Source organism: Methyloversatilis sp. XJ19-13 (assembly GCF_024580155.1).
Lineage (GTDB): Bacteria > Pseudomonadota > Gammaproteobacteria > Burkholderiales > Rhodocyclaceae > Methyloversatilis.
Genome location: NZ_JANINH010000025.1, coordinates 1 through 22,522, shown reverse-complemented (window position 1 = coordinate 22,522; position 22,522 = coordinate 1). Strand labels below are relative to the sequence as shown.

Annotated in this window: 23 protein-coding genes; 17 read left to right on the top strand and 6 right to left on the bottom strand. The window is 56.8% G+C overall.

What is annotated here, in order from left to right:
- Positions 1-615 precede the first annotated feature (615 nt).
- Both NMQ14_RS18685 and NMQ14_RS18680 read right to left on the bottom strand, forming a co-directional pair.
- The gene (locus NMQ14_RS18685) at positions 616-1,029 is read right to left on the bottom strand and encodes a putative toxin-antitoxin system toxin component, PIN family (RefSeq protein ID WP_257098376.1); all 414 of its coding nucleotides are present in this window, start codon (positions 1,027-1,029) and stop codon (positions 616-618) included.
- Positions 1,022-1,273 carry a type II toxin-antitoxin system Phd/YefM family antitoxin gene (locus tag NMQ14_RS18680; protein ID WP_257082513.1) on the bottom strand — a complete coding sequence of 84 codons (252 nt, stop codon included), beginning with the start codon at positions 1,271-1,273 and terminating at the stop codon, positions 1,022-1,024. Before NMQ14_RS18680 ends, NMQ14_RS18685 begins: the two co-directional genes overlap by 8 nt.
- 540 nt (positions 1,274-1,813) lie before the next feature.
- On the opposite strand from NMQ14_RS18680, the gene NMQ14_RS18675 reads away from it, so the two are divergent.
- Entirely contained in the window at positions 1,814-2,059 is a 246-nt protein-coding gene (locus NMQ14_RS18675; RefSeq protein ID WP_257098375.1) for a hypothetical protein, read from the top strand.
- A gap of 149 nt (positions 2,060-2,208) precedes the next feature.
- Positions 2,209-2,454 (top strand): type II toxin-antitoxin system VapC family toxin, encoded by a 246-nt coding sequence (locus NMQ14_RS18670; protein ID WP_373457211.1) that lies wholly within the window; start codon positions 2,209-2,211, stop codon positions 2,452-2,454.
- 498 nt (positions 2,455-2,952) lie between these two features.
- Here NMQ14_RS18670 and NMQ14_RS18665 read toward each other — a convergent pair whose 3' ends face one another.
- The 3 genes from NMQ14_RS18665 to NMQ14_RS18655 all read right to left on the bottom strand — a co-directional run bounded on the left by NMQ14_RS18665 (position 2,953) and on the right by NMQ14_RS18655 (position 4,248).
- Positions 2,953-3,363, bottom strand: coding sequence for a type II toxin-antitoxin system VapC family toxin (locus tag NMQ14_RS18665; protein ID WP_257098373.1), 411 nt, complete (start codon positions 3,361-3,363; stop codon positions 2,953-2,955).
- Positions 3,363-3,593, bottom strand: a complete 231-nt coding sequence (locus tag NMQ14_RS19875) for an antitoxin (RefSeq protein WP_257098372.1) — start codon at positions 3,591-3,593, stop codon at positions 3,363-3,365. Before NMQ14_RS19875 ends, NMQ14_RS18665 begins: the two co-directional genes overlap by 1 nt.
- Before the next feature lie 406 nt (positions 3,594-3,999).
- Entirely contained in the window at positions 4,000-4,248 is a 249-nt protein-coding gene (locus NMQ14_RS18655) for a putative toxin-antitoxin system toxin component, PIN family (RefSeq protein WP_257098371.1), read from the bottom strand.
- Positions 4,249-4,630: 382 nt separating this feature from the next.
- Between NMQ14_RS18655 and NMQ14_RS18650 the strand changes: the two genes are divergently transcribed.
- Positions 4,631-5,233 carry a hypothetical protein gene (locus NMQ14_RS18650; protein WP_257098370.1) on the top strand — a complete coding sequence of 201 codons (603 nt, stop codon included), beginning with the start codon at positions 4,631-4,633 and terminating at the stop codon, positions 5,231-5,233.
- Between the two features lie 10 nt (positions 5,234-5,243).
- Here the strand turns inward: NMQ14_RS18650 and NMQ14_RS18645 are convergent, their stop codons facing one another.
- Positions 5,244-6,248: a PEP-CTERM sorting domain-containing protein gene (locus NMQ14_RS18645; protein WP_257098369.1), complete on the bottom strand. Its 1,005-nt coding sequence runs from the start codon at positions 6,246-6,248 to the stop codon at positions 5,244-5,246.
- A gap of 477 nt (positions 6,249-6,725) precedes the next feature.
- On the opposite strand from NMQ14_RS18645, the gene epsI reads away from it, so the two are divergent.
- The 14 genes from epsI to NMQ14_RS18575 all read left to right on the top strand — a co-directional run.
- On the top strand, positions 6,726-7,403 hold the full coding sequence (epsI, locus tag NMQ14_RS18640; protein ID WP_257098368.1) for an exosortase-associated protein EpsI, B-type: 678 nt from the start codon (positions 6,726-6,728) through the stop codon (positions 7,401-7,403).
- Between the two features lie 59 nt (positions 7,404-7,462).
- Positions 7,463-8,755, top strand: a complete 1,293-nt coding sequence (locus tag NMQ14_RS18635) for an oligosaccharide flippase family protein (RefSeq protein ID WP_257098367.1) — start codon at positions 7,463-7,465, stop codon at positions 8,753-8,755.
- A gap of 15 nt (positions 8,756-8,770) precedes the next feature.
- Positions 8,771-10,003, top strand: coding sequence for a Coenzyme F420 hydrogenase/dehydrogenase, beta subunit C-terminal domain (locus NMQ14_RS18630; protein ID WP_257098366.1), 1,233 nt, complete (start codon positions 8,771-8,773; stop codon positions 10,001-10,003).
- A 26-nt stretch (positions 10,004-10,029) separates the two neighbouring features.
- Entirely contained in the window at positions 10,030-11,253 is a 1,224-nt protein-coding gene (locus NMQ14_RS18625) for a polysaccharide pyruvyl transferase family protein (RefSeq protein WP_257098365.1), read from the top strand.
- Positions 11,254-11,289: 36 nt separating this feature from the next.
- Positions 11,290-12,810 (top strand): O-antigen ligase, encoded by a 1,521-nt coding sequence (locus tag NMQ14_RS18620; RefSeq protein ID WP_257098364.1) that lies wholly within the window; start codon positions 11,290-11,292, stop codon positions 12,808-12,810.
- A complete protein-coding gene (locus NMQ14_RS18615) occupies positions 12,807-13,817 on the top strand; it encodes a glycosyltransferase family 2 protein (protein ID WP_257098363.1) in 1,011 nt (336 codons plus the stop codon). Before NMQ14_RS18620 ends, NMQ14_RS18615 begins: the two co-directional genes overlap by 4 nt.
- The gene (locus NMQ14_RS18610; RefSeq protein ID WP_257098362.1) at positions 13,804-14,976 is read left to right on the top strand and encodes a hypothetical protein; all 1,173 of its coding nucleotides are present in this window, start codon (positions 13,804-13,806) and stop codon (positions 14,974-14,976) included. The genes NMQ14_RS18615 and NMQ14_RS18610 overlap by 14 nt, the downstream gene beginning before the upstream one ends.
- 17 nt (positions 14,977-14,993) lie before the next feature.
- Positions 14,994-16,079 (top strand): acyltransferase, encoded by a 1,086-nt coding sequence (locus NMQ14_RS18605; protein WP_257098361.1) that lies wholly within the window; start codon positions 14,994-14,996, stop codon positions 16,077-16,079.
- A gap of 102 nt (positions 16,080-16,181) precedes the next feature.
- Positions 16,182-17,288, top strand: a complete 1,107-nt coding sequence (locus NMQ14_RS18600) for a glycosyltransferase (protein ID WP_257098360.1) — start codon at positions 16,182-16,184, stop codon at positions 17,286-17,288.
- Positions 17,285-18,433 carry a glycosyltransferase family 4 protein gene (locus NMQ14_RS18595; RefSeq protein ID WP_257098359.1) on the top strand — a complete coding sequence of 383 codons (1,149 nt, stop codon included), beginning with the start codon at positions 17,285-17,287 and terminating at the stop codon, positions 18,431-18,433. The genes NMQ14_RS18600 and NMQ14_RS18595 overlap by 4 nt, the downstream gene beginning before the upstream one ends.
- Before the next feature lie 140 nt (positions 18,434-18,573).
- On the top strand, positions 18,574-19,830 hold the full coding sequence (locus NMQ14_RS18590) for a glycosyltransferase family 4 protein (RefSeq protein ID WP_257098358.1): 1,257 nt from the start codon (positions 18,574-18,576) through the stop codon (positions 19,828-19,830).
- Positions 19,831-19,861: 31 nt separating this feature from the next.
- Positions 19,862-20,758 carry a sugar nucleotide-binding protein gene (locus tag NMQ14_RS18585; protein WP_257098357.1) on the top strand — a complete coding sequence of 299 codons (897 nt, stop codon included), beginning with the start codon at positions 19,862-19,864 and terminating at the stop codon, positions 20,756-20,758.
- Positions 20,759-20,773: 15 nt separating this feature from the next.
- Positions 20,774-21,907 carry a glycosyltransferase family 4 protein gene (locus tag NMQ14_RS18580; RefSeq protein ID WP_257098356.1) on the top strand — a complete coding sequence of 378 codons (1,134 nt, stop codon included), beginning with the start codon at positions 20,774-20,776 and terminating at the stop codon, positions 21,905-21,907.
- 175 nt (positions 21,908-22,082) lie between these two features.
- Positions 22,083-22,522, top strand: a 440-nt coding sequence (locus tag NMQ14_RS18575) for a hypothetical protein (RefSeq protein ID WP_257098355.1), incomplete at its 3' end; no start/stop codon positions are given.

Below are 22,522 nucleotides of genomic sequence, written 5' to 3'. Positions count from 1 at the left end.
CGTCGCGATCAGTGCCGCGACCATCACAGTGCGAAGTGCGTATCGCGGCGAGGCCGCCGCTCCCACAAGGGCGGCGCGCCCGGAACCACGGCGAGCCCTCAAGCGCAGGGACTGTGGGAGCGACGGCCCCGTCGCGATCAGTGCTGTGACCATCAGAGTGCAGAGTGCCTATCGCGGCGAGGCCGCCGCTCCCACAGGGGCAGCGCGCCCGGAACCACGGCAAGCCCTCAAGCGCAGGGACTGTGGGAGCGACGGCCCCGTCGCGATCAGTGCGCCGACCATCGCGGTGCGAAGTGCGTATCGCGGCGAGGCCGCCGCTCCCACGAGGGCGGCGCCCCGAGAGACCCCCGCGAGCCCGCAAGCGCAGGGCCTGTGGGAGCGACGGCCCCGTCGCGAGCCGTGCGGCGACCATCGCGGTGCGACGTGCGTATCGCGGCGAGGCCGCCGCTCCCACGAGGGCGGCGCCCCGAGAGACCACAGCGAGCCCTCAAGCGCAGGGACTGTGGGAGCGACGGCCCCGTCGCGATCAGTGCCGCGACCATCGCGGTGCGAAGTGCCTATCGCGGCGAGGCCGCCGCTCCCACAATGCGCGTCTCCAATGGAAGCCGCGCGCGGCTACTGGACCATGACAACGAAATCTGCGGGCGACAAAATCGAAATGCCGTGAAATGGATGCAACACCAGCAAATCCCGATCACCGGTCACGATGGCTTCCGCTTCGCCGTTGAGGGCGACATGCAGGAATTTATCGTCTTTCGGGTCGCGGCATGCGGCGACGCGGTGGGTGATGTTCACCATCCGCGCGACCCCGCCGAAAAGTCTTAGAAACTGCACACGTTCGGCGACCGACAGATAGCGGTCAAACTTCGGCCGGCTGATCACCTCCGCCAGCTCGTTCATGGTTTCTTCAGACACCAGCACCACACCCCGGGCCAGCGCATGATCGACCGCGCGGGCGGCGACGCCGGTCGGAAGAAGCAGCCGACTGATCAGCGCGTTGGTGTCGAGAACCCAGCGGCGCTCAGGCATCGTCGGCGAGCAGGCCGGCGAGTGTGGCTTCGTCGATGCCGGCTTCTACCGCCCGAGCGCCCACCCGGTCGCAAAAGCGCTGGAATTCGCTCACGTTCAGCCGCGTGAGCCGCTCGTACTCGTGCATCGACATCACCACCGCCACGTCGCGTTTCTGCCGTTGAATCGCGATGGGCTCGCGAGCGGCGGCATCAATCAATGCAGCGAAGCCCTGTTTGGCTTCGCTAGCTGCAATCGTTTTCATGACAAGCCCTCCATGTGACGAGGAAAGATTAATACATTTTGTACGATTTATACGAATTGTACGTCACCGGCGATCCAGGTCGACATCGAGGTCAGCCCAGCCAGTTCGCTTCGCACGCCGCGAACAGTGCAGTTTTTGTGAGAGCGACGCTCCCAGTTAGCTCGGCAAGCCCTCAAACGCAGGGACTGTGGGAGCGGCGTCCCCGCCGCGATCGTGCTGCGACCATCGAAGTGCGAAGTCCGTATCGCGGCGAGGGCGGAGCGGGGGTTTCGGCGAGCGCTGCTCGCCGCCCGCGAAGCCGGCTGGCCATGCAGGGCCAGCCGTGGAACGGCGCGGGGGTTTCGGCGAGCGCTGCCCGCCGCCCGCGAAGCCGGCTGGCCATGCAGGGCCAGCCGTGGAACGGCGCGGGGGTTTCGGCGAGCGCTGCTCGCCGCCTGCGAAGCCGGCTGGCCATGCAGGGCCGGCCAAACTGGCTGGGTTCAAGGCCTGCGATCACTTCGAGTAATCCTTGCATCACTTGCAGAGAACAGGAGCCCCCTCATGGAAGCAGTGCGCAAACTTGCAGAAGTCGTCGGTCACACGGTCACTGTTCGGCTTCCTGACACCTTTTCGGCCACCCGTGTAGAAGTCATCGTGCTACCCCTCGAAGAAGTGGCCGACTCGTCGGTCAGTCCCAAAGGCCCCGCAAAGCGCCGCACTCCGCCGCCAGAGCTGGCTGGCACGATACTGCTCGATGACCTGATCGCGCCTGCTGTGCCGGCAGGCGAGTGGGATGCAACGCGTTGATCCTGCTCGATACACATATCTGGGTGCGGTGGCTGACGGCTGGAGACCCTCTGCCGGCGCTGATCGTTACGCAGATCGAAGAAGCCGACGCCGTTGCCGTCTCAGCCATCAGTTGCTGAGAGGTCGCTTACCTCGTCAAATGCGGACGCCTGAAACTGGCGCTTCCGATCCGGGACTGGATGGACAGCGGCTTGCGCCGTGCCGACGTTCAGTGCCTGGAGGTCGACGAGCAGATTGCACTGCAAGCGGCGCAACTACCAGACCACCATCGTGATCCGGCCGATCGCATCATCATCGCGACCGCGCTGAAACGACGTCTGCCCGTCATTTCACTTGGCCACGCATTTGCCAGCTATGCGGAACTCAACGGTTTGTTGATCGCACCTTCGCCATAAACCCCGATTCACGCATCCACATGGCAGGCCATCGCGGCCTGGTTAACCAGGCCAGCGCGAACACCGCAACCCAAACCGATTGATCAACAACCGGGGATCAATTCCTGATGTCGCCAGGGGGCAGTTTCTGATGTCGTTTGACACCCAAAGACCGCGGTAAGGCGCTCAAGCGCAGGGCTGTGGGAGCTCCGCCCCCGCAGGCGATGCGGTCTTCGGACACGCGACATCGCTTGCTCGACGCGCGCATCGCGATCAATGGATCGCTCCCACAAAAACCCGCGACACCGCCAAAATCACGCCCCGACCGTAGGAGCGATCCATTGATCGCGAACCCGCGCGTCAAACGCATAGCTGGATCTGACGGGTGCCGTCGCGCCCAAAAAGGGTGGCCCCCCAAGACCACGGCAAGACCTTAAGCGCTGAGATCGTGGGAGCGGCGTTCCCGCCGCGATCAATGCCGCGATGGTCGATGATCAAAGTGCGCATCGCGGCGAGGGCTCATGCGGCAACCCAGTTCTCGATCTGCAAGCCCTCGACCCGGCTGAACTCACGCTCATTGTTGGTTACCAGCACCCAACCTTCGGCGCGTGCGTGGGCGGCGATCCAGAGGTCGTTGTTGCCGATGGGCAGACCCGACACCTCCAGTTGCGCACGTATCTGGCCGTAGTGCCGACCGATGGCTTCGTTCACGGGTGCCACGCGTATGCTGGCTTCGAGCCTGGCGATCGTCGCCAGCGACTTCTCTCGCGCCTGACTTTTCTCGGCACCGTGGCGCAGCTCACCCAAAGTGATCACCGACATCGCCAATTCACTCGCAAGGTGTTGCGCAAAGCGCGCCCGCACCGCAGGCGGATTGTGTTTGGCTATGTAGATGCAGATATTCGTATCAAGCAGATAGCACGCCGCCATCAAAGCTCTTCCCGACGCTGGGGCAGGGGGTCTTCGCGCCCCTCTTTCATGAAGTCGTCGGGCAACTCCGTGAGCACGTCGAAGATCGATGCCGCGCTCGCCGGGCGGGCACGCAAAACCACTTCATCGCCTCGCCGGAAGATTTCAACCTGATCCACGTTGAACCGGAATTCCTTCGGCAGGCGCACCGCCTGACTGTTGCCCGATGTAAAGACGCGCGCGTAGGCCACGACAGTTCTCCTGCAAGATGTGGATACTCGAAGTATATACAAAGCAGGGCGCAGGCGGCGCTCCCGGGAAACGCCATCCAAGCTGCGATAGGTGTAGTGACCATCGAAGTGCGAAGTGCGTATCGCGGCGAGGGCAGAGCGGGGGGGGGGGGGGGGGGGGGGGGGGGGGGGGGGGCGGGCGCCCCCCCCCCCCCCCCCGGAGCCGGTTGGCCGTGCAGGGCCAACCGTGGATTGCCGCTCCCACAGGGGGCAGCGCGCCCGGAGACCACGGCAAGCCCTCAAGCGCAGGGACTGTGGGAGCGACGGCCCCGTCGCGATCAGTGCCGCGACCATCACAGTGCAGAGTGCCTATCGCGGCGGGGCAGCCGCTCTCACAATGCGCCTCTCCAATGGAAGCCGCGCGCGGCTACGAGACCATGACAACGAAATCTGCGGGCGAAAAAATCGAAATGCCGTGAATCGGATGCAATACCGGCAAATCCCGATCGCCGGTCACGATGGCTTCCGCTTCGCCGTTGAGGGCAACATGCAGGAATTTGTCGTCTTTCGGGTCGCGGCACGCGGCGACGCGGTGGGTGATGCTCACCATCCGCGCAACCCCGCCGAAAAGTCTTGGAAACCGCACACGTTCGGCGACCGACAGATTGCGCTCCACGGTCGGCCTTGCATGGCCGACCGGCTCCCGCCTCTCCTGTAGGAGTGCACCCTGTGCGCGATGAGGTCTCGGATCACGCGATGGCGGTTGAACAACGTGAGTATCGCGGACAAGGTCCGCTCCTGCAGAAACGTCGCATTTGGTCGCGATCGCGTTGCCTTGGTCGATGATCTGCGCGCTTGAAAGCCTTGGCCCCTGCGCAACATCGCGTTATCGAAACATCAAAGCGGTAGCGCGGAAACGCGCTTACGGCTACCTTAGATTGTCGTTCGCTCGTCCAGGGGGCGTACGTGGAGGGGCGGTGTGGCGGTCTCGGCGCACTGCATCACGTGGTCTCGCGGATCGGCATTTCGAGGATAAATCCGTCGGAGGAATTCATGACATGAACATCGATCGCCTAATGAAGCGCTACACCTCGAGTGCGGTTGTATGGGCAGGGCTCTTGTGCTCTTTGCCATCGACCGCATCGGAACATACGGTATTGGTCGATTTCACCGAACAAGGCACGTTTCAAGCGGAGTCCTTTCAGCAAGGGCCGCTCACCATCACTGGCTCAGATCAGCTGAATTTTCTCCAGCTCAACGGTTTGGGCATCGTCGGTCAGATCGATCATGCGATCGATCCGGGTGAGTTCGTGGTGTTTTCGTTTTCCAGCCCCGTGAATTTCGTGAAGCTGATCAATGGCTCGATAGGGAACCCGAGCGGTATCAAGTTCAACACCGCGAACATCGAAGCTTTCGGAATCGGCGGCATATCTCTGGGCACGCTGTCCGGGGTAGAGCCTTCCCCGTCTATCGTCGTGTCCGGGCTTTTCGGCGACGCACTCATCACGTCCTTCTCCGTGATGGCCACCGAAGATATCTATCGATTCAGTGCGCTCGAGTACGCGCTCGCCTCAGCCGTCCCGGAGCCGGATTCGGGCTGGATGATGATGGGCGGTCTTTGCTTGCTCCTGTATTCGATCCGACTCGCGCGTCGTGCCTGACTGGGGTTGTTCATCCCGGTGAGCGCCGACGCCGCGCAGCGCCGAAAACAGTGACGAGGCCGAGAGCCAGCAGACCCCAGGTCGCGGGCTCCGGGACGGCGAGCGGGCGATAGGCGAGCGCCTGGGAGTCGAACCACGGTTCAGGCCAGACAAACTTTGTCGACACGATGGTGTAAGTCGCGCCGAGAGCATCCATATTCGAAGCGAGCCGGTACCAGGGAAATCCACTGGGCTCCTGCTGCCTTGGAATGTCCAGGTCGAAGAAGGCGTGCAGCATGCTGAAACCAACGGACTCTCCAGCGCCGACGTCCTCCCAGAGCAGATCCATGCCCGCGCCGCCGGTGGCGATGGCGATGTTGGGATATCGCCAGAATTCGTTGAAATATGGGAGCGCGCTTCCAGAGTAGTGCTTCAGAGAGTACTCACGCACGCCGAACGGATCGGCGTAGGACGGATCCAGCGCGGCGCCGCTGGCCACGATTTCCGGCGGACGCTCGCCCAGGCTCTGTGTGTTGTCGACACCCGAACCCCACACCACGCCGCGCGAAAACCGGATGTCTTCCGCCGTCGAGCCGGTGTTGGTCAGCGTCGTGTGCATACGCAGCGCGTTCGGTGTTTCGAACGAATAGGCCTGTTCGACCTTGAGCGTACCTATATGAGTCGAAAACAGGGCCGTGCTGGTACCGACGATCAGCAAAGGATTCGTCAGATTATTGGCGGTCGGGCCGTTGGCGATTTCGTCGTACCAGGTGTAGGCACCGCCCGATTCGGAGCCGATCGCCGCGCCCCAGGCTTCGTCGGTCGCACCGAAAACAGCGGCACCATCCCCACGGCGGAATCCGAGTTTGTATCCCGCTTCGCCTGCCCGGTCGGGTGAGTCGTTGAAACCGATGTTCCCGAACTGCGAAATCGCGACCTGGGCGCCCTTGGTCGGTTCTGTAATGATGCCCTGCGCGGCCAGCGGCAGGGCGAAGGTGCTCAGGACGAGCGCAAGTGCGGCAGACAGACGTTTCATGATGGGATCCGGACCGTAGATTAAGGGGCGGTTATCGCGAAGTTCCTGCGCGATTTCAGCGTTGCCAGGTCCGACTGGTGCGATCAGGCGCCGTCATGTTCCGGAGTTCGCGTACGACACATACCGTAAGCGCAAATGGGCGGCGAGCCATCCCTGTCGAGAGTATGCGCGGCTTAGACGCATCCGGGGCAACTGATGATGGCCCGCTCCGCTTGACGAGCCGTGCAGTCAGCGGCTTGCATCCGTTTTGCCGGCGCAGCGGTCGGAGCCGAACCTTTGCCGTGTCGGAATCCGCCGACACTTGACCGTCACTTCACCGCAACCGTGACGTAGTACGCTCCAGCGAGGTTGCACTGCAGCATCGGTCCGGATACTTTTCGAGACTGTCACAATTCGTTAGAACGTCGCCTTCAGCCCTCGCCTGCAAAAGGCCATACTCGACGTTCTCTTCACACTGCAAAAGATCTTGCGTCCTTGATGAAAAAATCACTCGTCCCGGCAATTGTCGCCGCTGTGCTCATGACGTCCGCAGCCGCCGTCGCCACCGTCATGACCCCCACCCGCAGGATTGTTGACATCCTGCCAAAGCTGGATATCGAAGCAGCCATCCCGCAGAGCTTCGGTGACTGGCGAGTGGATACCCGCACTGGTGGCGTGGTCAATCCGCAACAGAGCGAATTGCTCAATCAGCTCTACAGTCAGATCGTCACCCGAACCTACGTAAATTCAGAGGGTTACCGCATCATGTTGTCAATCGCCTACGGTGAAGATCAGCGCGACGGCAATCAGCTTCACTACCCGGAAGTTTGCTACCCAGCGCAGGGATTCCAGGTAATCAGCAACAAAAAAGCAGTTCTCAACACACCGCTTGGCGATATCCCGGTCAAGCGCCTCGAAAGTCACCTTTCGCAACAGAGGTATGAGCCCATCACTTATTGGACAACGGTTGGTAATCAGGCTCTTACCGGTGGAGCGGCAAAGAAGGTGGTTGAAATGCAATATGGGCTGAAGGGCGAAGTACCCGATGGGCTTCTGTTCAGAGTTTCGTCCATAGACCGTGACTCAAGCGTCGCATTTAAGGCTCAAGAACAGTTCATAAGCACCCTCGTTCAGGCGCTTGATTCGGATGTCAGACCCCGAATCACGGGTTTGTGATCCCCAGAACCGCTTAACTCTTTCGTTTTTCAATTTCATATTTGTAGCCAGGAGACTTCGTGTCGCTCGCGAAAAACATCGCTTTGATGGGCACGAGCACAGTCATGCGGCTTGGCTTCGGGATGATCACTTTCGTCGTGATGGCGAGGGTGCTCGGGCCTGCCGCATTCGGCGAAGTCATGCTGTGGCTCTCGGTGGCGACCTTGTCTTCCCTCATCGCCAATTTCGGGCACACGCCCTACCTTCTCAAGGAGATCGGGGGGGCGCCCACACGTGCCGCTTCACTTATTGCGGAGGTGTTGGTGGTGCGCGCAGCGCTTTCTGTCGCCGTCTTTGCCTGTGCTGCGCTGATAGCGTACGGCTTTTTCGACATGAGGACGGCCGTCCTGCTGTCCCTGCTCCTGGCCGCAGTGCTGGCTGATGGCTTGAGCGAAGTCCTCATTGTCGGCTTCCGTGCAACCGACAACTTTGCTGCGGAAACCCGTCTCGCAACGCTCATCGCAGGCCTGCAGTTTCTGGTGGTCGTAGCTGCGCTCTGGGTTGAGCCCACACCGATGATTGCCGCCACGGCGTTTTTCTTCTCTCGATGGCTGGCCCTGCTGATCGTCTGTGTCGTTCAACGCAAGTATCTGCCCGCGGTCAGGGTGGTTTCGATTACCCAGGCGCTCGCCAAGCTCAAGACGACAATTTCATATGCGACCGATTTCGCCCTGCAGAGCCTGTTTGGACAGGTCGACAGCGTGGTGCTGAACACCTTCCTCGGCACGGCCGCTGTCGGTGTGTTTCAGGCAGGCATGCGTCTGTTCACCGGCGGAGCTCAGGCAGCGAGCGTGTTGGCAAATGTGTTTCTTCCGCGCGCCGCCGCCGCAGCATCGGACAAACAGCGCTTCCGCTCGGAATCGATTCGCGTCCAATGGGCATTCGTTGGCGTGGGGCTTATGTTCGGCATGGTGCTCGCAGTGGGTTCCGATCTGATCGTGCCGATCGTGTATGGCGCCCAGTATGCTGATCTGCAGAACGTGCTGCCTTGGCTGGGCCTGCTTTTCTTTGTCCGTTTCTTTGCCGCCTCATGGGGGGTTGTTCTCACTTCGGCAGGTGCGCAAGCGTTTCGAGCCTGGATGAACGTCGTGCAGTGGCTCATTGTGATCGCCGTTGCACTCTGGTCGGTGCCTGAAATGGGTGTCGTCGGCTGGGTGTGCGCGCTCATCGCCGGTAATCTGTTTCTTTCGATCGCTTATACGGTGCGAGGATTTGCGCTCACCAGCGTAGGCGTCGCACAACCCGCAGCTGCCAGCGCGGCCGCGCTGATGTTTTACCCATTTCTTCAAATTCCCGCTTTCGGCCTCAAGTAAATGAGTCACGCATCCGTGTCCACTCCACCCCCTGGCAAGGCTGGCGCACTGGTCGAGCAGGTCAGTTCCAATGGCTTCTGCACCGGATGCGGGGCCTGTGAATCCATTGCCGGCAGCGACACGATAACGATGCGTATGAGCCGCGGAGGCTGGCTGAGGCCGGTGGTGCTGAAACCGCCGTCCGGGCAGGCCGAAGCGGTGATCGCCGATGTCTGCCCCGGCCTGAAGGTCGAGCACGAACAGATCACCCCGGGCCATCACGCCGTATGGGGGCCGCTCCGGCAGGTGAGGGCGGGTCACGCGACCGATGCCGAATTGCGCAGACAAGGTTCTTCGGGCGGCGGAATTTCCGCCATTGCGAACTACCTGCTCGAATCGGACCGCGTCAGCTTCGTCGCCCAGATTGCTGTCAGCGGTACCGATCCGCTCGCCAACGAATTGCAGATCAGCCGAAGTCGAGATGACGTCCTGCATGCCGCAGGTTCGCGCTACGCCCCGTCGGCGCCGCTAAGCCGGCTGCAGGACGTGCTTGCGCTCGAACAGCCGTTTGCCTTCGTCGGCAAGCCTTGCGATGTGGCGGCTCTACGGCGATACGCCGCGCACGACAAGCGGCTGAATACACATCTTGTGTGCGCCATTTCATTCATGTGCGCCGGCATCCCTAGTATCAAGGGTACGCACGAGTTGCTCCGCAAACTGGGTACGTCGCCAGAGCAGGTCAGAGCATTTCGCTATCGCGGCGACGGCTGGCCCGGCATGGCTCGCGCCATCACGAATGACGGTCAGACCTTTGAGACCGACTACAACAGTTCATGGGGAACCGTGCTCAACAGGCACCTGCAGTTTCGCTGCAAGATCTGTCCCGATGGCACCGGGGAATTCGCCGACATCGTGTGTGCTGACGCTTGGTACGGCAAAGACGGTTACCCCGATTTTACCGAGCGTGAAGGTCGCAGTCTCATTCTGTCGCGCACCGATCTCGGCGAAGAGATCGTTAGCCAGGCGATCACACGTGGCGCGATCGAGGCCGAATACATCCCGGTAGAAGAAATCGCCCGCATGCAGCCGTATCAGGTGAATCGAAAGCAGGTCGTGTGGGGGCGCCGGTTGGCGGCCAGGATGGCGCGCGGCAGCGCGCCGCACTACGTGAACCTCGGACTGGTCCGCGCGGCGTTGTCGGCCCGCCCCGTGTCGGCTCTGCGCGATGCACTTGGCACCTATCGGCGGGCCAAGGGAGAACCCCAATAGTTATGACTCAAGCCGTTCAGCACCCCATGCCCGTCATCACGATCGGCCTGCTCTGGCACTCACTGTCGTCCGACAACCTCGGCGTCGGCGCATTGACCGAATCGCAGATCGCCATTTGCGAATCGGCCGCACGTACTGCAGGCGTGCGCCTCAAATTCATGGTGTTCGGTACCCAGGGCGGCAGCCGCTACGCGCCCGAGGGCGCTGACATCACCATCGGCAGTCGCATTTCCATCAAGCAGATGCTGACCGGCCGCTCGCCATTCCTGCGCGAACTGGAACTGTGCGATCTGGTGCTCGACATCGGAGAGGGCGACAGCTTTGCGGACATCTATGGCAACAAGCGCTTCTTGTTCCTGATTGCCAGCAAGATTGCGGTCATCCTGAAAGGCAAGCCGCTCATCCTGAGCCCGCAGACCATTGGCCCGTTCAAGCAATGGTGGGCGCGCAAGTTGTCCGCCGCGATAATGCAGCGCTGCGCGCGCGTATTTGCGCGTGACACGCTCTCGGCCGATTACCTCAGAGCGCTCGGCGTGACGAAGAACATTGACGAAGTGATCGACGTCGCCTTTCGACTGCCCTTCACGCGCCCCCTGGCGCAGGGCGGTGATCGAATTCGTGTCGGCCTGAACGTGTCCGGACTGCTCTTTTCCGGTGGTTACAGCGGCGGCAATCAGTTCGGGCTGACACTCGATTATCCCGGGCTGATGCGTCGGCTGCTTTCTGCCTGGGCAACGCGGCCTGAGCTTGAGGTGTGGCTGGTGCCGCACGTGGTACCCGACGACTTCCCGGTCGACGACGACCGCATTGCCATCCGGTCGCTCGCCGCAGAATTTCCGAATGTGTCGGTCGCGCCAAGCTTCAAAAGTCCCAGCGAGGCCAAATCCTTCATTTCAGGCCTCGACTTTCTGACCGGTGCGCGCATGCATGCCTGCATCGCGGCGTTTTCGTCAGGGGTTGCGGTCGTGCCCCTCGCCTACAGCCGCAAGTTCGAAGGTCTGTTCGCCTCGCTCGAATACACGTGGGTGGCCGACGGGGCAAAGCTCACCACGGACGCCGCATTTGAAAAGATCGAACAGGGCTTGGCTCAAAGGGTAGCCCTGACCGTCGCGATCGAGCGCGGCAACGCCATTGCTCGTGAAAAGCTCACACGGTACGAACGTTTTCTTGCCGAAAAGCTGCGCGCAAACGTGGAATCCGTTCATTCGAAAGCCGGCGCTGCATATGTACACAGTCAGGTCAAACCGTAGAACCGCAGGCTGACCTTTGAGCCAGAAAGACTAGTCATGATCAACATCGCCCCATCGCGCACCTTGATGGAACGTACCCCGGCGTTTCTGGGCAAGGCAGTTCTGCTTGCGGGCTTCGGTTTCGCCTTGCTGGTTGTCGGTGTGGCCTGCGCGGTTTTCCCGCAGCTCGCTGCGCGCCTGGCGCCATTCCTCGTACTAGGCGTGGTGTTCTTCGTAGCGCTGCTGGCGTCGAAGGATCAGCCATTGAGCGAGCGTTTTCGCTTGTGGTGGCTGAGCGCTCTGATTGTCGTATTCGCGCTTTGGCCGACCTACATGATCATCAAGGTCGGAGGACTTCCGGCGATCGACGCGCGGCGCGTGATCGCTGGCTTGAGCATCCTTCTAACTTTTTACCTTATCGTCAGCCGACATTCGGTGGCGCAAGCGCTATTACATCCCGAACCTGGACCGCTCAAAGTTGGCTATTGGCTGGTTACTTTCTACGCATTGCTAAGAATTGCATCCTGCGCTGTTTCTGAGTCACCTCTATTTTCTCTAATAACAGTCGCATGGGAAGTTTTATATTATTACTCAATGTTCTTTATCGCAGCGATTTTCTTTCGAGACTCAAGTTCTGCGATGAGATTCCTAAGTCTGTTTCTTTGGCTCGCACTTTTTATTTCACTTTTTGCACTCGTCGAGAGAATCACCGGAAAAAATCCGTTGGTTCTTTATGCACCGAAGCTTGAAGGGCTTGAGGCGCTTTCGTTGGCTCTTGCTCAGACTCGAATAAGAGATGGAGTGTTTCGCGCGCAGGGTACGTTTGAGAACCCGTTGCTCTTGGCAGAGTTTGCATCAATGGCATTTTGCTTTGCGGTGGCTTCTCTACTCTGGCCAACGACAAAATGGATAAGATTTGTTGCATTTTGTTGCCTGATTATCTGTCCTGCTGCTGTTTGGGTAAGCGGATCACGAGCGGGCTTTATTGCATTGGGCGCTGGTGCTGGAATTATTCTGATGTTGAAGGTTTTCTCTTCAACAAAAAACACTACGGTATATAGCCGTTCAATGAGAAAGATAGGATTTTTATTTGCTTTGTTAGGCGCCCTGCTTGTCGTGACACCAACTGTGATGTTGATTGCACAAGGAAGAACGGCAACCGAAGGTGCCAGCACTCAAGCACGTCTCACAATGCTTCGCCTTGCTCAACCTAGTATTGAAGAGTCACCGCTGCTTGGAAAGGGTCCTGGCGTCTCCGGCGGGGTTGCAGGTATAAAAACGAACGCTGGACTAACCACACTGGATAATTATTTTTTAGCAATAGCGATTGAAAGTGGTCTTTTTGCAGTTGCGATGCTTGCAGCAATTTTCTTTTTCACTGGATGGACTGTTTTAAGTGCGTTGCTTTCGGGGCGCTCTGAGATACCTCATTTTCTAGCGGGAGTGGCTGGAGTCATGGCGGTGACCGTGATTTTCCGATCCATTCTGTGGATTCCATACAATTTATCTTTTGTGTTTTTGCTTACGGCTATTACTTTGGGAATTTGTTCCAGAATAAAAATAGAGCAGTCAAAATGAAACCAAAGGTTCGGACGTTGATCGTTCTTTTAAACTGGAATGGGTGGAAAGACACAATCGAATGTTTAGAGAGCCTGATGCTTCTCAGTCATGACGATTTCGCGATAGTGGTGGTTGATAATGCGTCAAGCGATGCGTCGTTGGCTTGTCTCGCCGACTGGGGGGCAAACGCGGAAAAGCAGCGGCAGGTTCCTCATGAGTTCATTATCTTTCAAGAGGGTGATTTATCGTTGGCTGCTAAGCAACGAGTGGAAACCAGATCGATTTTTTTAATTAAATCATCTCGAAATGGTGGTTTCGCCGCGGGGAATAATTTGGGGTTGAAATTCGGAGTCGAACTAGGCGTGCAATATTGTTGGCTCTTAAATAACGATACTGTTGTGGAACCCTCCTCCCTTTCCGAAATGGAAATTGTAGCTGAGTCTGATAAGAACGTCGGCCTCGTCGGATCGGTACTGCGATATTACGATGAGCGAGAGACTATTCAGGCGTTTGGCGGAGTCGTATTCAACAAGTGGCTTGGCCGTGGTCGACAGATCGCGCAGGGATCGCACTACTCGGTTTTGGCTAAACAGGATACCCAGTTGGTGGAGCTAGACTACTTGGCCGGGGCCTCGATCCTTATTACATCAGATTTCCTTCAGGATGTTGGGTACATGAGCGAGGACTACTTTCTTTATTTTGAAGAAATAGACTGGGCGTTTCGAGCTCGCTCTAAATGGAAAATGGCAGTTTCATCAAAGAGCACCGTTTTTCACAAAGAGGGAGGTGCTATCGGCACAAACTCTCGCTCTTCACGCTCGCGACTTTCCCAGTACTATCTCAATAGAAATCTAATTATCTTTTATCGCAAATTTCTTCCTTGGCTTCTTCCCATTGCGATCTTACGTGTTACCCGAGAGGCAATTGGATGTCTGGTTCGCAGGGATTTCGTTCTAGCACTTGTGTCCACAAAGTCTCTTTTTCATGGAGTCATCGGTCGGACCGGTAAGTATGGAAAAATTTGAGCCCAATCATTTACGGCGATTGCTGCTTAATGGACTCTGTTGTGGTACCGGGGTTGCAAGGGTTGCGGGAGAAGCGACGGCGGCCGAAATGGCGCAAATTGGTCCGAAACGTATTCGAAAATCTTTTGGTGTTAATTGCTTTGACTTTTCACTTGGCCAATTTTTAAAGCATGGGGTTCGTCGGCCGTTAGCACGCCTCAATGAGCTGTCAAACTTTGGGGTCCCATTCGTCAGGTTCTCAATTTCGCCATTCTGGCCAGATGAGTGGAAGCTCTATTTTGAGAACAAAAAATTTTTCTTCGATGTTCTTGATGAAGTGTTTTCAGCTTCTGAGGCAAAGCAGATCGGTTTGATTCCAACGATCTTTTGGAACCCTGTTTCTTTAAGTGATTATCACAACGAAGGATTGGCTTCTTGGGTTTTAGACGGTTCGCGGACTCGGTCTGTAGCGAAGAGTTTCATTGGCGATGTAGTAGGACGCTACAAGAATTCCTCATCACTGTGGGCATGGGAAGTCGCAAACGAATTGAATACATATCTTGATCTGCCCAATGCTTTGACTTGGTGGGCTAAGGTAAATCCCTCGCGTGGAACTCCGTCGAAGAGAGATTTTAGAGATATTCCTACCTCCAAATTTTTACGTGAGCTCTATGTGTGGATGGAGCGTGAAATTCATTCCATATCGCCGTCGATTTCGATAAGTTCTGGTTTTGATGCACCTCGCGCTAATGCGTTTCATCTTTCGAACGGTTCTTACACGAAAGATTCTAGTGCTCTTCGCGATGAGCATTTTTTGTCACTACATCCGGCAGGTGTGGATTTAATGTCAGTCCATGCATATCCAGAAACTAATTCAAAGTCGCCGCTTTTGTTGCGCGATGAAGGGATGTTCGATCTCAAGGCTTTCGTCAGACTTGCCCACGCTTCGTCTCGACTTCTTTTTGTTGGTGAGTTCGGAATGCTCTCTACTGGAAATTTATCGGCCGATCAACATAAATTTAATGAAGTGCTGGATATGCTTGTGGATGCAAACGTCGATCTCGCGGCATTATGGGTTTACGACTTCACTCCACAAAATAATTCGTGGTCGATTCAAGTTGGAGGCGCCCGCGAATATCAGTTGAGGATGCTATCGGTCACCAATGAAAGATTTTTGTAATTAAAATAGGTGTGTTCATGAAGACGTTTGGAAGCGTATTGGAAGGGTATAAAGGGATTGGTCCTGGTTTTGACACAATGCGTATTGTTTTGGCGTTCGCAGTTATTGCTTGGCATTGTATTCCCATAGCACTCGGAAGCGCTGATTCGGGTAAACACTCTCATGCGTGGGTCTTATGGTATTCCGTTCTACCTGTTTTCTTTGCGCTTAGCGGCTTTTTAGTTGCCGGGAGTGCGCTGCGTCTTTCTTTGGGGAAGTTTGCGCTTAGTCGAGCATTAAGAATAATCCCGGCTTTGGTTGTCGATACCCTAGTAACTATAGTGTTAATCGCGCCGTTTTTTACCACGCTCTCATTGGTGGATTTTTTTTCTAATATTGAAACTGCAAAGTATTTGCTAAATATCATCGGAAAAATTCAGTTCACCTTGCCAGGGGTGTTTGAGAGTAATCCTTACGCAAATATCGTGAATGGTTCGTTGTGGACAATAGGTCCAGAGTTGCTGTGTTATCTCGTTATGGGTTTCCTTATTTTCTCGAGTTGGATAAAAAGTTCGCTAAAGGTGGCGTTCATTTTTATTCTTGTTTCAGTTTATATTATCGTCGCCTATTGGGTTGCTGAACATTTTGAATTAAAGGGCGAAGGTTTTATAATTCATGCAGGGTGGAAGCTTCTCATTGCTTTCCTGGCTGGTGCGTTGTGTTTTCTTCTGCGATTCAGGATCCCGTATTCACCCTCGTTTTTTGTTGGTGTTGTTATTGTTTTTGTTTTGTTCAGCCTTTTCGTGCCTGCGCAATGGGACAACTCGGTTTGGATTGTGGTTTCGATGCCGCTATTCGTTTATGTGATGGCATTTCTTGGCTTGACGCCACTTCCTAAAGTTCCCTTTTTTGATCGAGGTGACTATAGCTATGGCATCTACCTTTATGGTTTTCCGATCCAGCAGGCTTTCGTAAAAATATTTGATATAAGCGATCCTTTGATTTTATTTTTTAGTGTTGTGGTGCCAATTACTGTATTGGCGGTCTTTTCTTGGCATTGTGTAGAGAAGCCGGCGCTAAAACTTCGGAAGGCTTTTTCGTTTTCAGCACAGGCTGCCCGATGACTTTACTGAGGTTTCTTGGAATCGGCTCCTTGCAGTGCGGATTTTTGGCTCCTTGCAGTGCAGATTTTTCTATGGGTTTCAATCGGTTGTGCGGTAATTTAAATGCTGAATAGGCTTTCATTATATGTGGTTTGTTTCACTGGAAACACCGGTCTTACCGATTATTCGGTTTCGCTTTGCCGCGATCTTCAGATCAAAGCGCCTGTGCGGCTTATCACAGCAAAGTCTTTCGAAGCAAATAAATACGAGGCTGATTTTCCTTTTGACGTGCTCTTTCGCAGAACTCGGCACTACCTGTTCGATATCTGCAAATTCGTGGTTTCGATGTTCAACGAAAAGCCGCGCTTTCTGATTTTTCAGTCGTGGCTGAAAGTGCCCTTGCTTGATGCAGTCGTTGTCAGGTTGCTGGGTTTTTTTGGTATTCCCTCGATCATTACGATCCACGACTTGCTTCCGCATTACCCGCGGCCCTGGAGCCGAGTGGAGATGCGTTTTTTTTACAGGTCTTTCAAAGGAGCGGTGGTTCATTCGATGCGGCAACAGGAAGGCCTCCGTGCGCTGGGTGTGGATGTGCCGACACTGGTTGTACCGCATGGTGTGTACGACATCTTCAATACGCGTAGGCTGACGCGGGCCGAAGCGCATGCCGAACTACCTGAACTGATTGGCAATCGGTTCATCGCGCTGTTTTTCGGGTTTCTTGGTGAGCGCAAAGGCATTATTGAATTTCTGGAGGCTGCATCTCGACTGCGCGACGACCCTCGTTTTCACTTCATTGTCGCCGGTCAGCCGGAACCGAAGCCCGCAATTCTTTCAGCTCTTGCAATCGCCCGCGAAGGGGGCAACGTTCTGGTTCACGACTTTTCGATACCTCACGACGAGGTTCAGCGTTACTTCGCCGCGTGCGATGTCGTTGTGCTGCCTTACACAGAAGGTACGACCAGCGGTGTGCTGAAGCTTGCCATGGCGTTCGGGAAGCCGATTCTCTGCACGGATATCGGTGACTTCCCGGAGGCGCTTGAAGGTTGGTCGGGCCTCACACTTGATCGCCATCGCTTGGTTGATGATCTAGTCCTGAAACTTGGCGAAGCGCTTGCGAAAAGGCCGGCTTTGGATGAGAAAACCTTGCGTCTCGGCGATGAATTGCGTTGGGACCACATATCCAGCCGCTACTACGGATTCGTCGAATCGCTGGGAGGGCCCACATGAGACTGGCGATTGTCAATCTGATCACGCGCACACCGACGCGGCGAAAGGTGCCTCCAATCACTTCCAACTCAGATGCAATGATTGTGAAGCTCTGTCGTGAGTTACGGGCACTCGATCACGAAGTTGATCTTTATGTGTCGGATCTTTATGAGCCTTCCGCGGCGGAAGATCTCGGCGTGAACGTCATCTACTTGCCTACGTTTATGCGCGGTCTTCCCGAATTGCCCTTTACGCCTGGTTTGATGCAGCGCCTTCGTGGCGGCTACGAAGTAGTCCTTCTTTCGGAAGCGTTTCAATGGTCCACAGTGTTTGCGGTGTTGGCTCGCGTGCTGTCGGTTGGGGTAGCCCCACGGCTGTACATCTGGCAGGAACTGTCAGTTCATCAGCGCACGTTCCGCGAATTGCCTTCTCGCATATTTTACCGGCTGGTGCTCAAGCATGGGCTGGACCGCTTTATTGCCGGCTACATCCCGCGCGGTGAGCGCGCTGGTCGTTTTCTTGTCGATAACGGCGTGAAGCGTTCGCGCCTGCTAGCCAGCGTGCCGCACGGGGTGGATCATCACGTGTTGTTTCCTGATGATCGCGTGGTGCGCGGAAACTATCTTTTTGCACCCGCACGCCTTGTGGACGAAAAGGGTGTGGACGTATTGCTGCAGGCGCTTCGCAAGATACTTGATGCGGGTTGCAACTGTCGTCTGGTGGTGCAGGGCGACGGCCCCGAAGCTGACCGTTTTCTGTTGCTTGCCGTCGAACTGCACCTGCAAAATCACGTCGAGTTTGCCCGAGCCCGGGTGTCGCATGAACGAATGCGCGAATTGTTCAGCGGCGCATTGATGACCCTCGTTGCGTCGCGGCGCGATTTCATGTTGTTTTCCGTAATGGAAAGTTTGGCCTGCGGTACGCCGGTGGTGGTGTCCGACGCAGTGGATATTTCAGATGAAGTCGCCAGCCAGGGCGGTGGTCGAGTGTTTCGCTGCAATGAAGCGGATGAACTGGCGGCCAACGTGATTGAAGTGCTCTCCGCGCCGGATCGGCTAGATCAATTGCGGCGCGACGCGCGCGCGGTCGGGGTGGGATATCGCAACGACAGTGTTGCGAGAGCGCTGATCAGTCGTTTCGAATCCACCTGTCTTCAATCGTCGTGATTTCAGGATCGGTTTCTGGGTGTTGGCGCGCGCACAAGCTGTTGGATATCTGCCACACGCCTCAATGGGCGGTTTCGCGGTTCCCGAATCTTGCGCATGAGCGCCCGATTCCGTCGCTCACCTGAAATGGCTGCCTGCTGATGCCGCGACTACTGAACATCAACAACTATCACTACCGCCGGGGCGGCGCTGACGCGGTCTATCTCGACCACGCGGCGCTGTTTGAGCGGCTCGGTTGGACGTCGGCGTTTTTTTCGATGCACCATGAGAAGAACGCGCCGTCCGAGTGGTCGCGTTTTTTCATTGATGAAATCGAGTTCGGACAGGCGTATTCGGCGCGAGACAAGATCGCCATGGCCGGCAAGGTGATCTACTCATTCGAAGCGCGATCACGCCTCGCGCGCTTGCTGGACGAGTTCCGTCCTGATGTGGCGCATCTGCACAATATCTATCACCACATTTCACCTTCGATTCTGGAGTTGCTGCATGCGCGCCAGATTCCGGTGGTGCTGACGACGCACGATCTGAAAATCGCCTGCCCTGCGTACAAGATGCTCAATTCTCTCGGCGTATGTGAGCGGTGCCGCGAAGGCAGTGTGTTTAATGTGGTGCGTTATCGGTGTGTACGCGACTCTCTGGCGGCGAGTCTGGTGGTTGGTCTGGAGAGTGCGCTCCACGACAGGGTGCTCCATTCCTATCGACGGTATGTGACACGTGTCGTGACACCCAGCATTTTCTATCGCGACACGTTCGTGCGCTGGGGGTGGCCGGCAGAGCGCTTTTCGGTCGTTCCAAACTTTGTGGACTGTTCCGTCATCGAGCCTTGTTACAGCCCCGGTAGCTACTTTCTCTATTTCGGGCGCCTGTCGTCGGAGAAGGGCGTGGCAACGCTCATTCGCTCAGCCGCTGTGGCAGGTGTCCCGCTCAAGATCGCCGGTACCGGGCCACTGGATGCCGAACTGAGGGCGTTGGCCGGCGAATTGGGGGCGGAGGTGGAGTTTGTCGGCTTTCAGTCAGGCGGTGCGCTCCAAGCTCTGATTGCCGGCGCACGTGCGGTGGTGCTGCCTTCCGAGTGGTATGAGAACGCTCCGATGAGCGTGCTGGAGGCGTATGCGTTCGGCAAACCGGTGATCGGCGCGCGCATAGGCGGCATTCCGGAGTTGGTCCGTGAGGGGCGCACCGGGGTCTGTTTCGCGTCGGGAGATGCAGACGACTGCGCCCGGGTGCTGAGCGAGGTCTGGTGCATGGCGCCTGACCAGCTTGAATCGATGGGACGGGAAGGACGGGCATGGGTCGAATCCGACTTCTCTCCGTCGCGTTACCTGCAGGCCATGCAGGCCGTTTATGAGTCGGTTGGAGTTAGCACGCCGGTTACGGCTGCAACTTTGACCCTGTAAGTTCAATTCATTTGTTCAATAGGGGAAAGTCATGGCGAAAATCTACATTGCAGGCTGCGGTGGCATGCTGGGCGAGGCGTTCTATCACACCTTTCGTGACGATCACGAACTGCGCTGCACGGACAAGGATGTCAACGAAGAATGGCTCACCTTTCTCGACTTCCGTGATCTTGATGCTTACCGCGAAGACGTAGCGCGTTTCAAGCCCGATTTTCTGTTCCATCTGGGCGCGTACACCAGCCTCGAGTACTGCGAAGAGAACATCGACGATGCCTACCTGACCAACACGACGTCGGTTGAGAATGCAACGTACATCGCTAATGAGCTGGGCATCCCGATGCTCTATATAAGTACCGCAGGTATTTTCGACGGCTCCCAGGACACTTTCGACGACTGGGATCGCCCCAACCCCATGGGGCATTACGCACGTTCGAAGTACATGGGCGAGTTGTTCGTCACGCAGAACGTTCGCGAACATCTGGTGTGCCGTGCGGGCTGGATGATGGGCGGCGGGCCGCGCAAGGACAAGAAGTTCATCCAGAAGCTGATGAAGCAGCTCAAGGAAGGCAAGACCGAGCTGAATGTGGTGCATGACAAGCTGGGCACACCGACCTATACCTTCGATTTCGCGCGTTCAGTCAAGGCGCTGATGGAAAAGCGTTATTGGGGGCTCTACAACATGGTGTGCGAAGGTGTCACCAGCCGTCTGGAAGTGGCCGAGCAACTTGTGATCGAACTGGGCATCGCGGATCAGGTGAAGGTGAATCCGGTCAGTTCGGACTTCTTCAAGGCAGAGTTCTTCGCACCGCGCCCCGACTCCGAGCGCCTGATCAACCGCAAGCTCCATCTGCGGGGGCTGAACACGATGTCAGACTGGCGCATCGCCCTGAAGGCCTATCTCGATCGCGATTATCGCGACTATCTCTGATCCGGCGGAGCTTTCATGCGTATCGCCGCCTTCGGGTTCCGCTCGGTTCCGCTTCGCCCCGGTTGTGCCGGCGCTGACAAGTTTGCTTCTGAACTTCTTCCGCGCCTGGTGCGAAATGGCCATGAAGTGGTTGGCTACAACCGCCTCTATCCGGGAGAGGCGCCGCTTGACGACATCGTCGACGGCGTCCGGTACAAGCACTTTCGTACCATTTCGCGAAAAGGCTTCGACACGCTTCTGCATTCGGCCAAATGCACGTGGGACATCATCACGCGCAATACCGCCGAGGTCGTCCATATTCAGAACGGGGGCAATTCAATTTTCGGCCTCGTGCTGCGCATGTTCGGCAAGAGAGTGTTCATCAGCCAGGACGGGGTAGACTGGAAGCGAGACAAATGGCCCTGGTACGGAAAGCTCTTTCTTCGGTTGTCTTCTCACCTGACCGCGGTCGCTGCGACACAGGTCATTTTCGACAATGTGTTCGTAAAGAAGCTGTTCGAAGACAAGTTCGATCGCCGATATGAATTCATTCCGTTTGGCAGCGAGGTGTCCGAAACCGATCTGGACTATTCGATTCTGGACGACCTGGGCGTCGAGCCCGGCGAATACTTCCTTTTCGTCGGCCGCTTCATACCGGACAAGGGCCTGCAGTACCTCGTGCCCGCCTTCGAACGTTTGAATTCCGGCAAGAAGCTTGTGCTTGTGGGCGGTTCGCCCAACCCCTCCGATTTCGAGAAGGGCATAAAGGCAACTCAGGACAAGCGCATCGTATTTCCGGGTTTTGTATATGGAAAACGCGCTCACGCCCTAATGAAGGCAGCGTACTGCTACATACAGCCGTCAGATGTCGAAGGCCTGTCGCCGGTGATTCTCGAAAACATGGCGCTCGGCACGCCGATTCTATGCAGTGACATCGTCGAAAATCGCTACGTCGTTGCAGATTGTGCACTGCAGTTCCGCAAGGGCGATGTCGAAGATTGCCTGCGCGCGCTGAACGACGCCGTCAGCGATCCGGTCGCTTTAGCGCGGCTCGGTGAGAACGGCCGCAGGCGAGCTACCGATACTTTCAGTTGGACAGCGGTGACAACGGCTCACGAAAGAGTGTTCGCCGGGGCCCCGTCAGGGTTTGCTGACAACACTGCAGGGTGAATCCGATTTGAGTGCATGGCGTTCGGTGCCTCGTAGTGTGTGGTTGCCCGAAACATCTGCTTTCACTTAACGTTAAAAACTGTGTCACGGGTGTCGTTAGAAACATCAGTGTTTGAGTCTTGCGTTCGTCTATTCTCGCTCGCGGTTCAATTCACGACCTGGTGGTGAAAGTCTGATGAACTCCCTATTGGCATGTCCGCAGTGGCCGCTCCTGCCGCGAGCTTTTGCATTCGCTTTCCTTTCTTTCTTTTTGCTGCTGTCGATCGCTTCGACACAGGCGGTGGCTGCCCCCGTTGACGTTCGCATAGTGGATGCGGTGACCGCCGCTGCCATGCCGGGCGCGGAGATTCAGGCCTATGAAGTCACTGCTGCAGGCGCGCGCGTTTGGCTCGCCAAGCAAACCAGCAATTCCATTGGGGTCGCGACTTTCCAACTGGAAGGGCTCGGTGCAGGGCGGTCATACCAGTTCGATCTGAGGCCCTTTCTGCAAAGCGTGCGCAGCGACGTCGTGTCGCAGCCTGGAGAGGTGTTGATAAGAGCGGGCAAGCTGCAGGTGAGGCTTGTGGATGGACGAGACGGGAGTGCGTTTGCGAATCAGAGCGTATTTCTGCTGGA

Coding starts and splice junctions, on each gene's coding strand:
- NMQ14_RS18665 (WP_257098373.1), bottom strand. CDS start 3,363: ATGGCGGCGTGCTATCTGCTTGATACGAATATCTGCATCTACATAGCC.
- NMQ14_RS18580 (WP_257098356.1), top strand. CDS start 20,774: ATGCGTATCGCCGCCTTCGGGTTCCGCTCGGTTCCGCTTCGCCCCGGT.
- epsI (WP_257098368.1), top strand. CDS start 6,726: ATGAAAAAATCACTCGTCCCGGCAATTGTCGCCGCTGTGCTCATGACG.
- NMQ14_RS18585 (WP_257098357.1), top strand. CDS start 19,862: ATGGCGAAAATCTACATTGCAGGCTGCGGTGGCATGCTGGGCGAGGCG.
- NMQ14_RS18645 (WP_257098369.1), bottom strand. CDS start 6,248: ATGAAACGTCTGTCTGCCGCACTTGCGCTCGTCCTGAGCACCTTCGCC.
- NMQ14_RS18590 (WP_257098358.1), top strand. CDS start 18,574: ATGCCGCGACTACTGAACATCAACAACTATCACTACCGCCGGGGCGGC.
- NMQ14_RS18675 (WP_257098375.1), top strand. CDS start 1,814: ATGGAAGCAGTGCGCAAACTTGCAGAAGTCGTCGGTCACACGGTCACT.
- NMQ14_RS18680 (WP_257082513.1), bottom strand. CDS start 1,273: ATGAAAACGATTGCAGCTAGCGAAGCCAAACAGGGCTTCGCTGCATTG.
- NMQ14_RS18685 (WP_257098376.1), bottom strand. CDS start 1,029: ATGCCTGAGCGCCGCTGGGTTCTCGACACCAACGCGCTGATCAGTCGG.
- NMQ14_RS18615 (WP_257098363.1), top strand. CDS start 12,807: ATGAAACCAAAGGTTCGGACGTTGATCGTTCTTTTAAACTGGAATGGG.
- NMQ14_RS18610 (WP_257098362.1), top strand. CDS start 13,804: ATGGAAAAATTTGAGCCCAATCATTTACGGCGATTGCTGCTTAATGGA.
- NMQ14_RS18620 (WP_257098364.1), top strand. CDS start 11,290: ATGATCAACATCGCCCCATCGCGCACCTTGATGGAACGTACCCCGGCG.
- NMQ14_RS18600 (WP_257098360.1), top strand. CDS start 16,182: ATGCTGAATAGGCTTTCATTATATGTGGTTTGTTTCACTGGAAACACC.
- NMQ14_RS18605 (WP_257098361.1), top strand. CDS start 14,994: ATGAAGACGTTTGGAAGCGTATTGGAAGGGTATAAAGGGATTGGTCCT.
- NMQ14_RS18650 (WP_257098370.1), top strand. CDS start 4,631: ATGAACATCGATCGCCTAATGAAGCGCTACACCTCGAGTGCGGTTGTA.
- NMQ14_RS18625 (WP_257098365.1), top strand. CDS start 10,030: ATGCCCGTCATCACGATCGGCCTGCTCTGGCACTCACTGTCGTCCGAC.
- NMQ14_RS18595 (WP_257098359.1), top strand. CDS start 17,285: ATGAGACTGGCGATTGTCAATCTGATCACGCGCACACCGACGCGGCGA.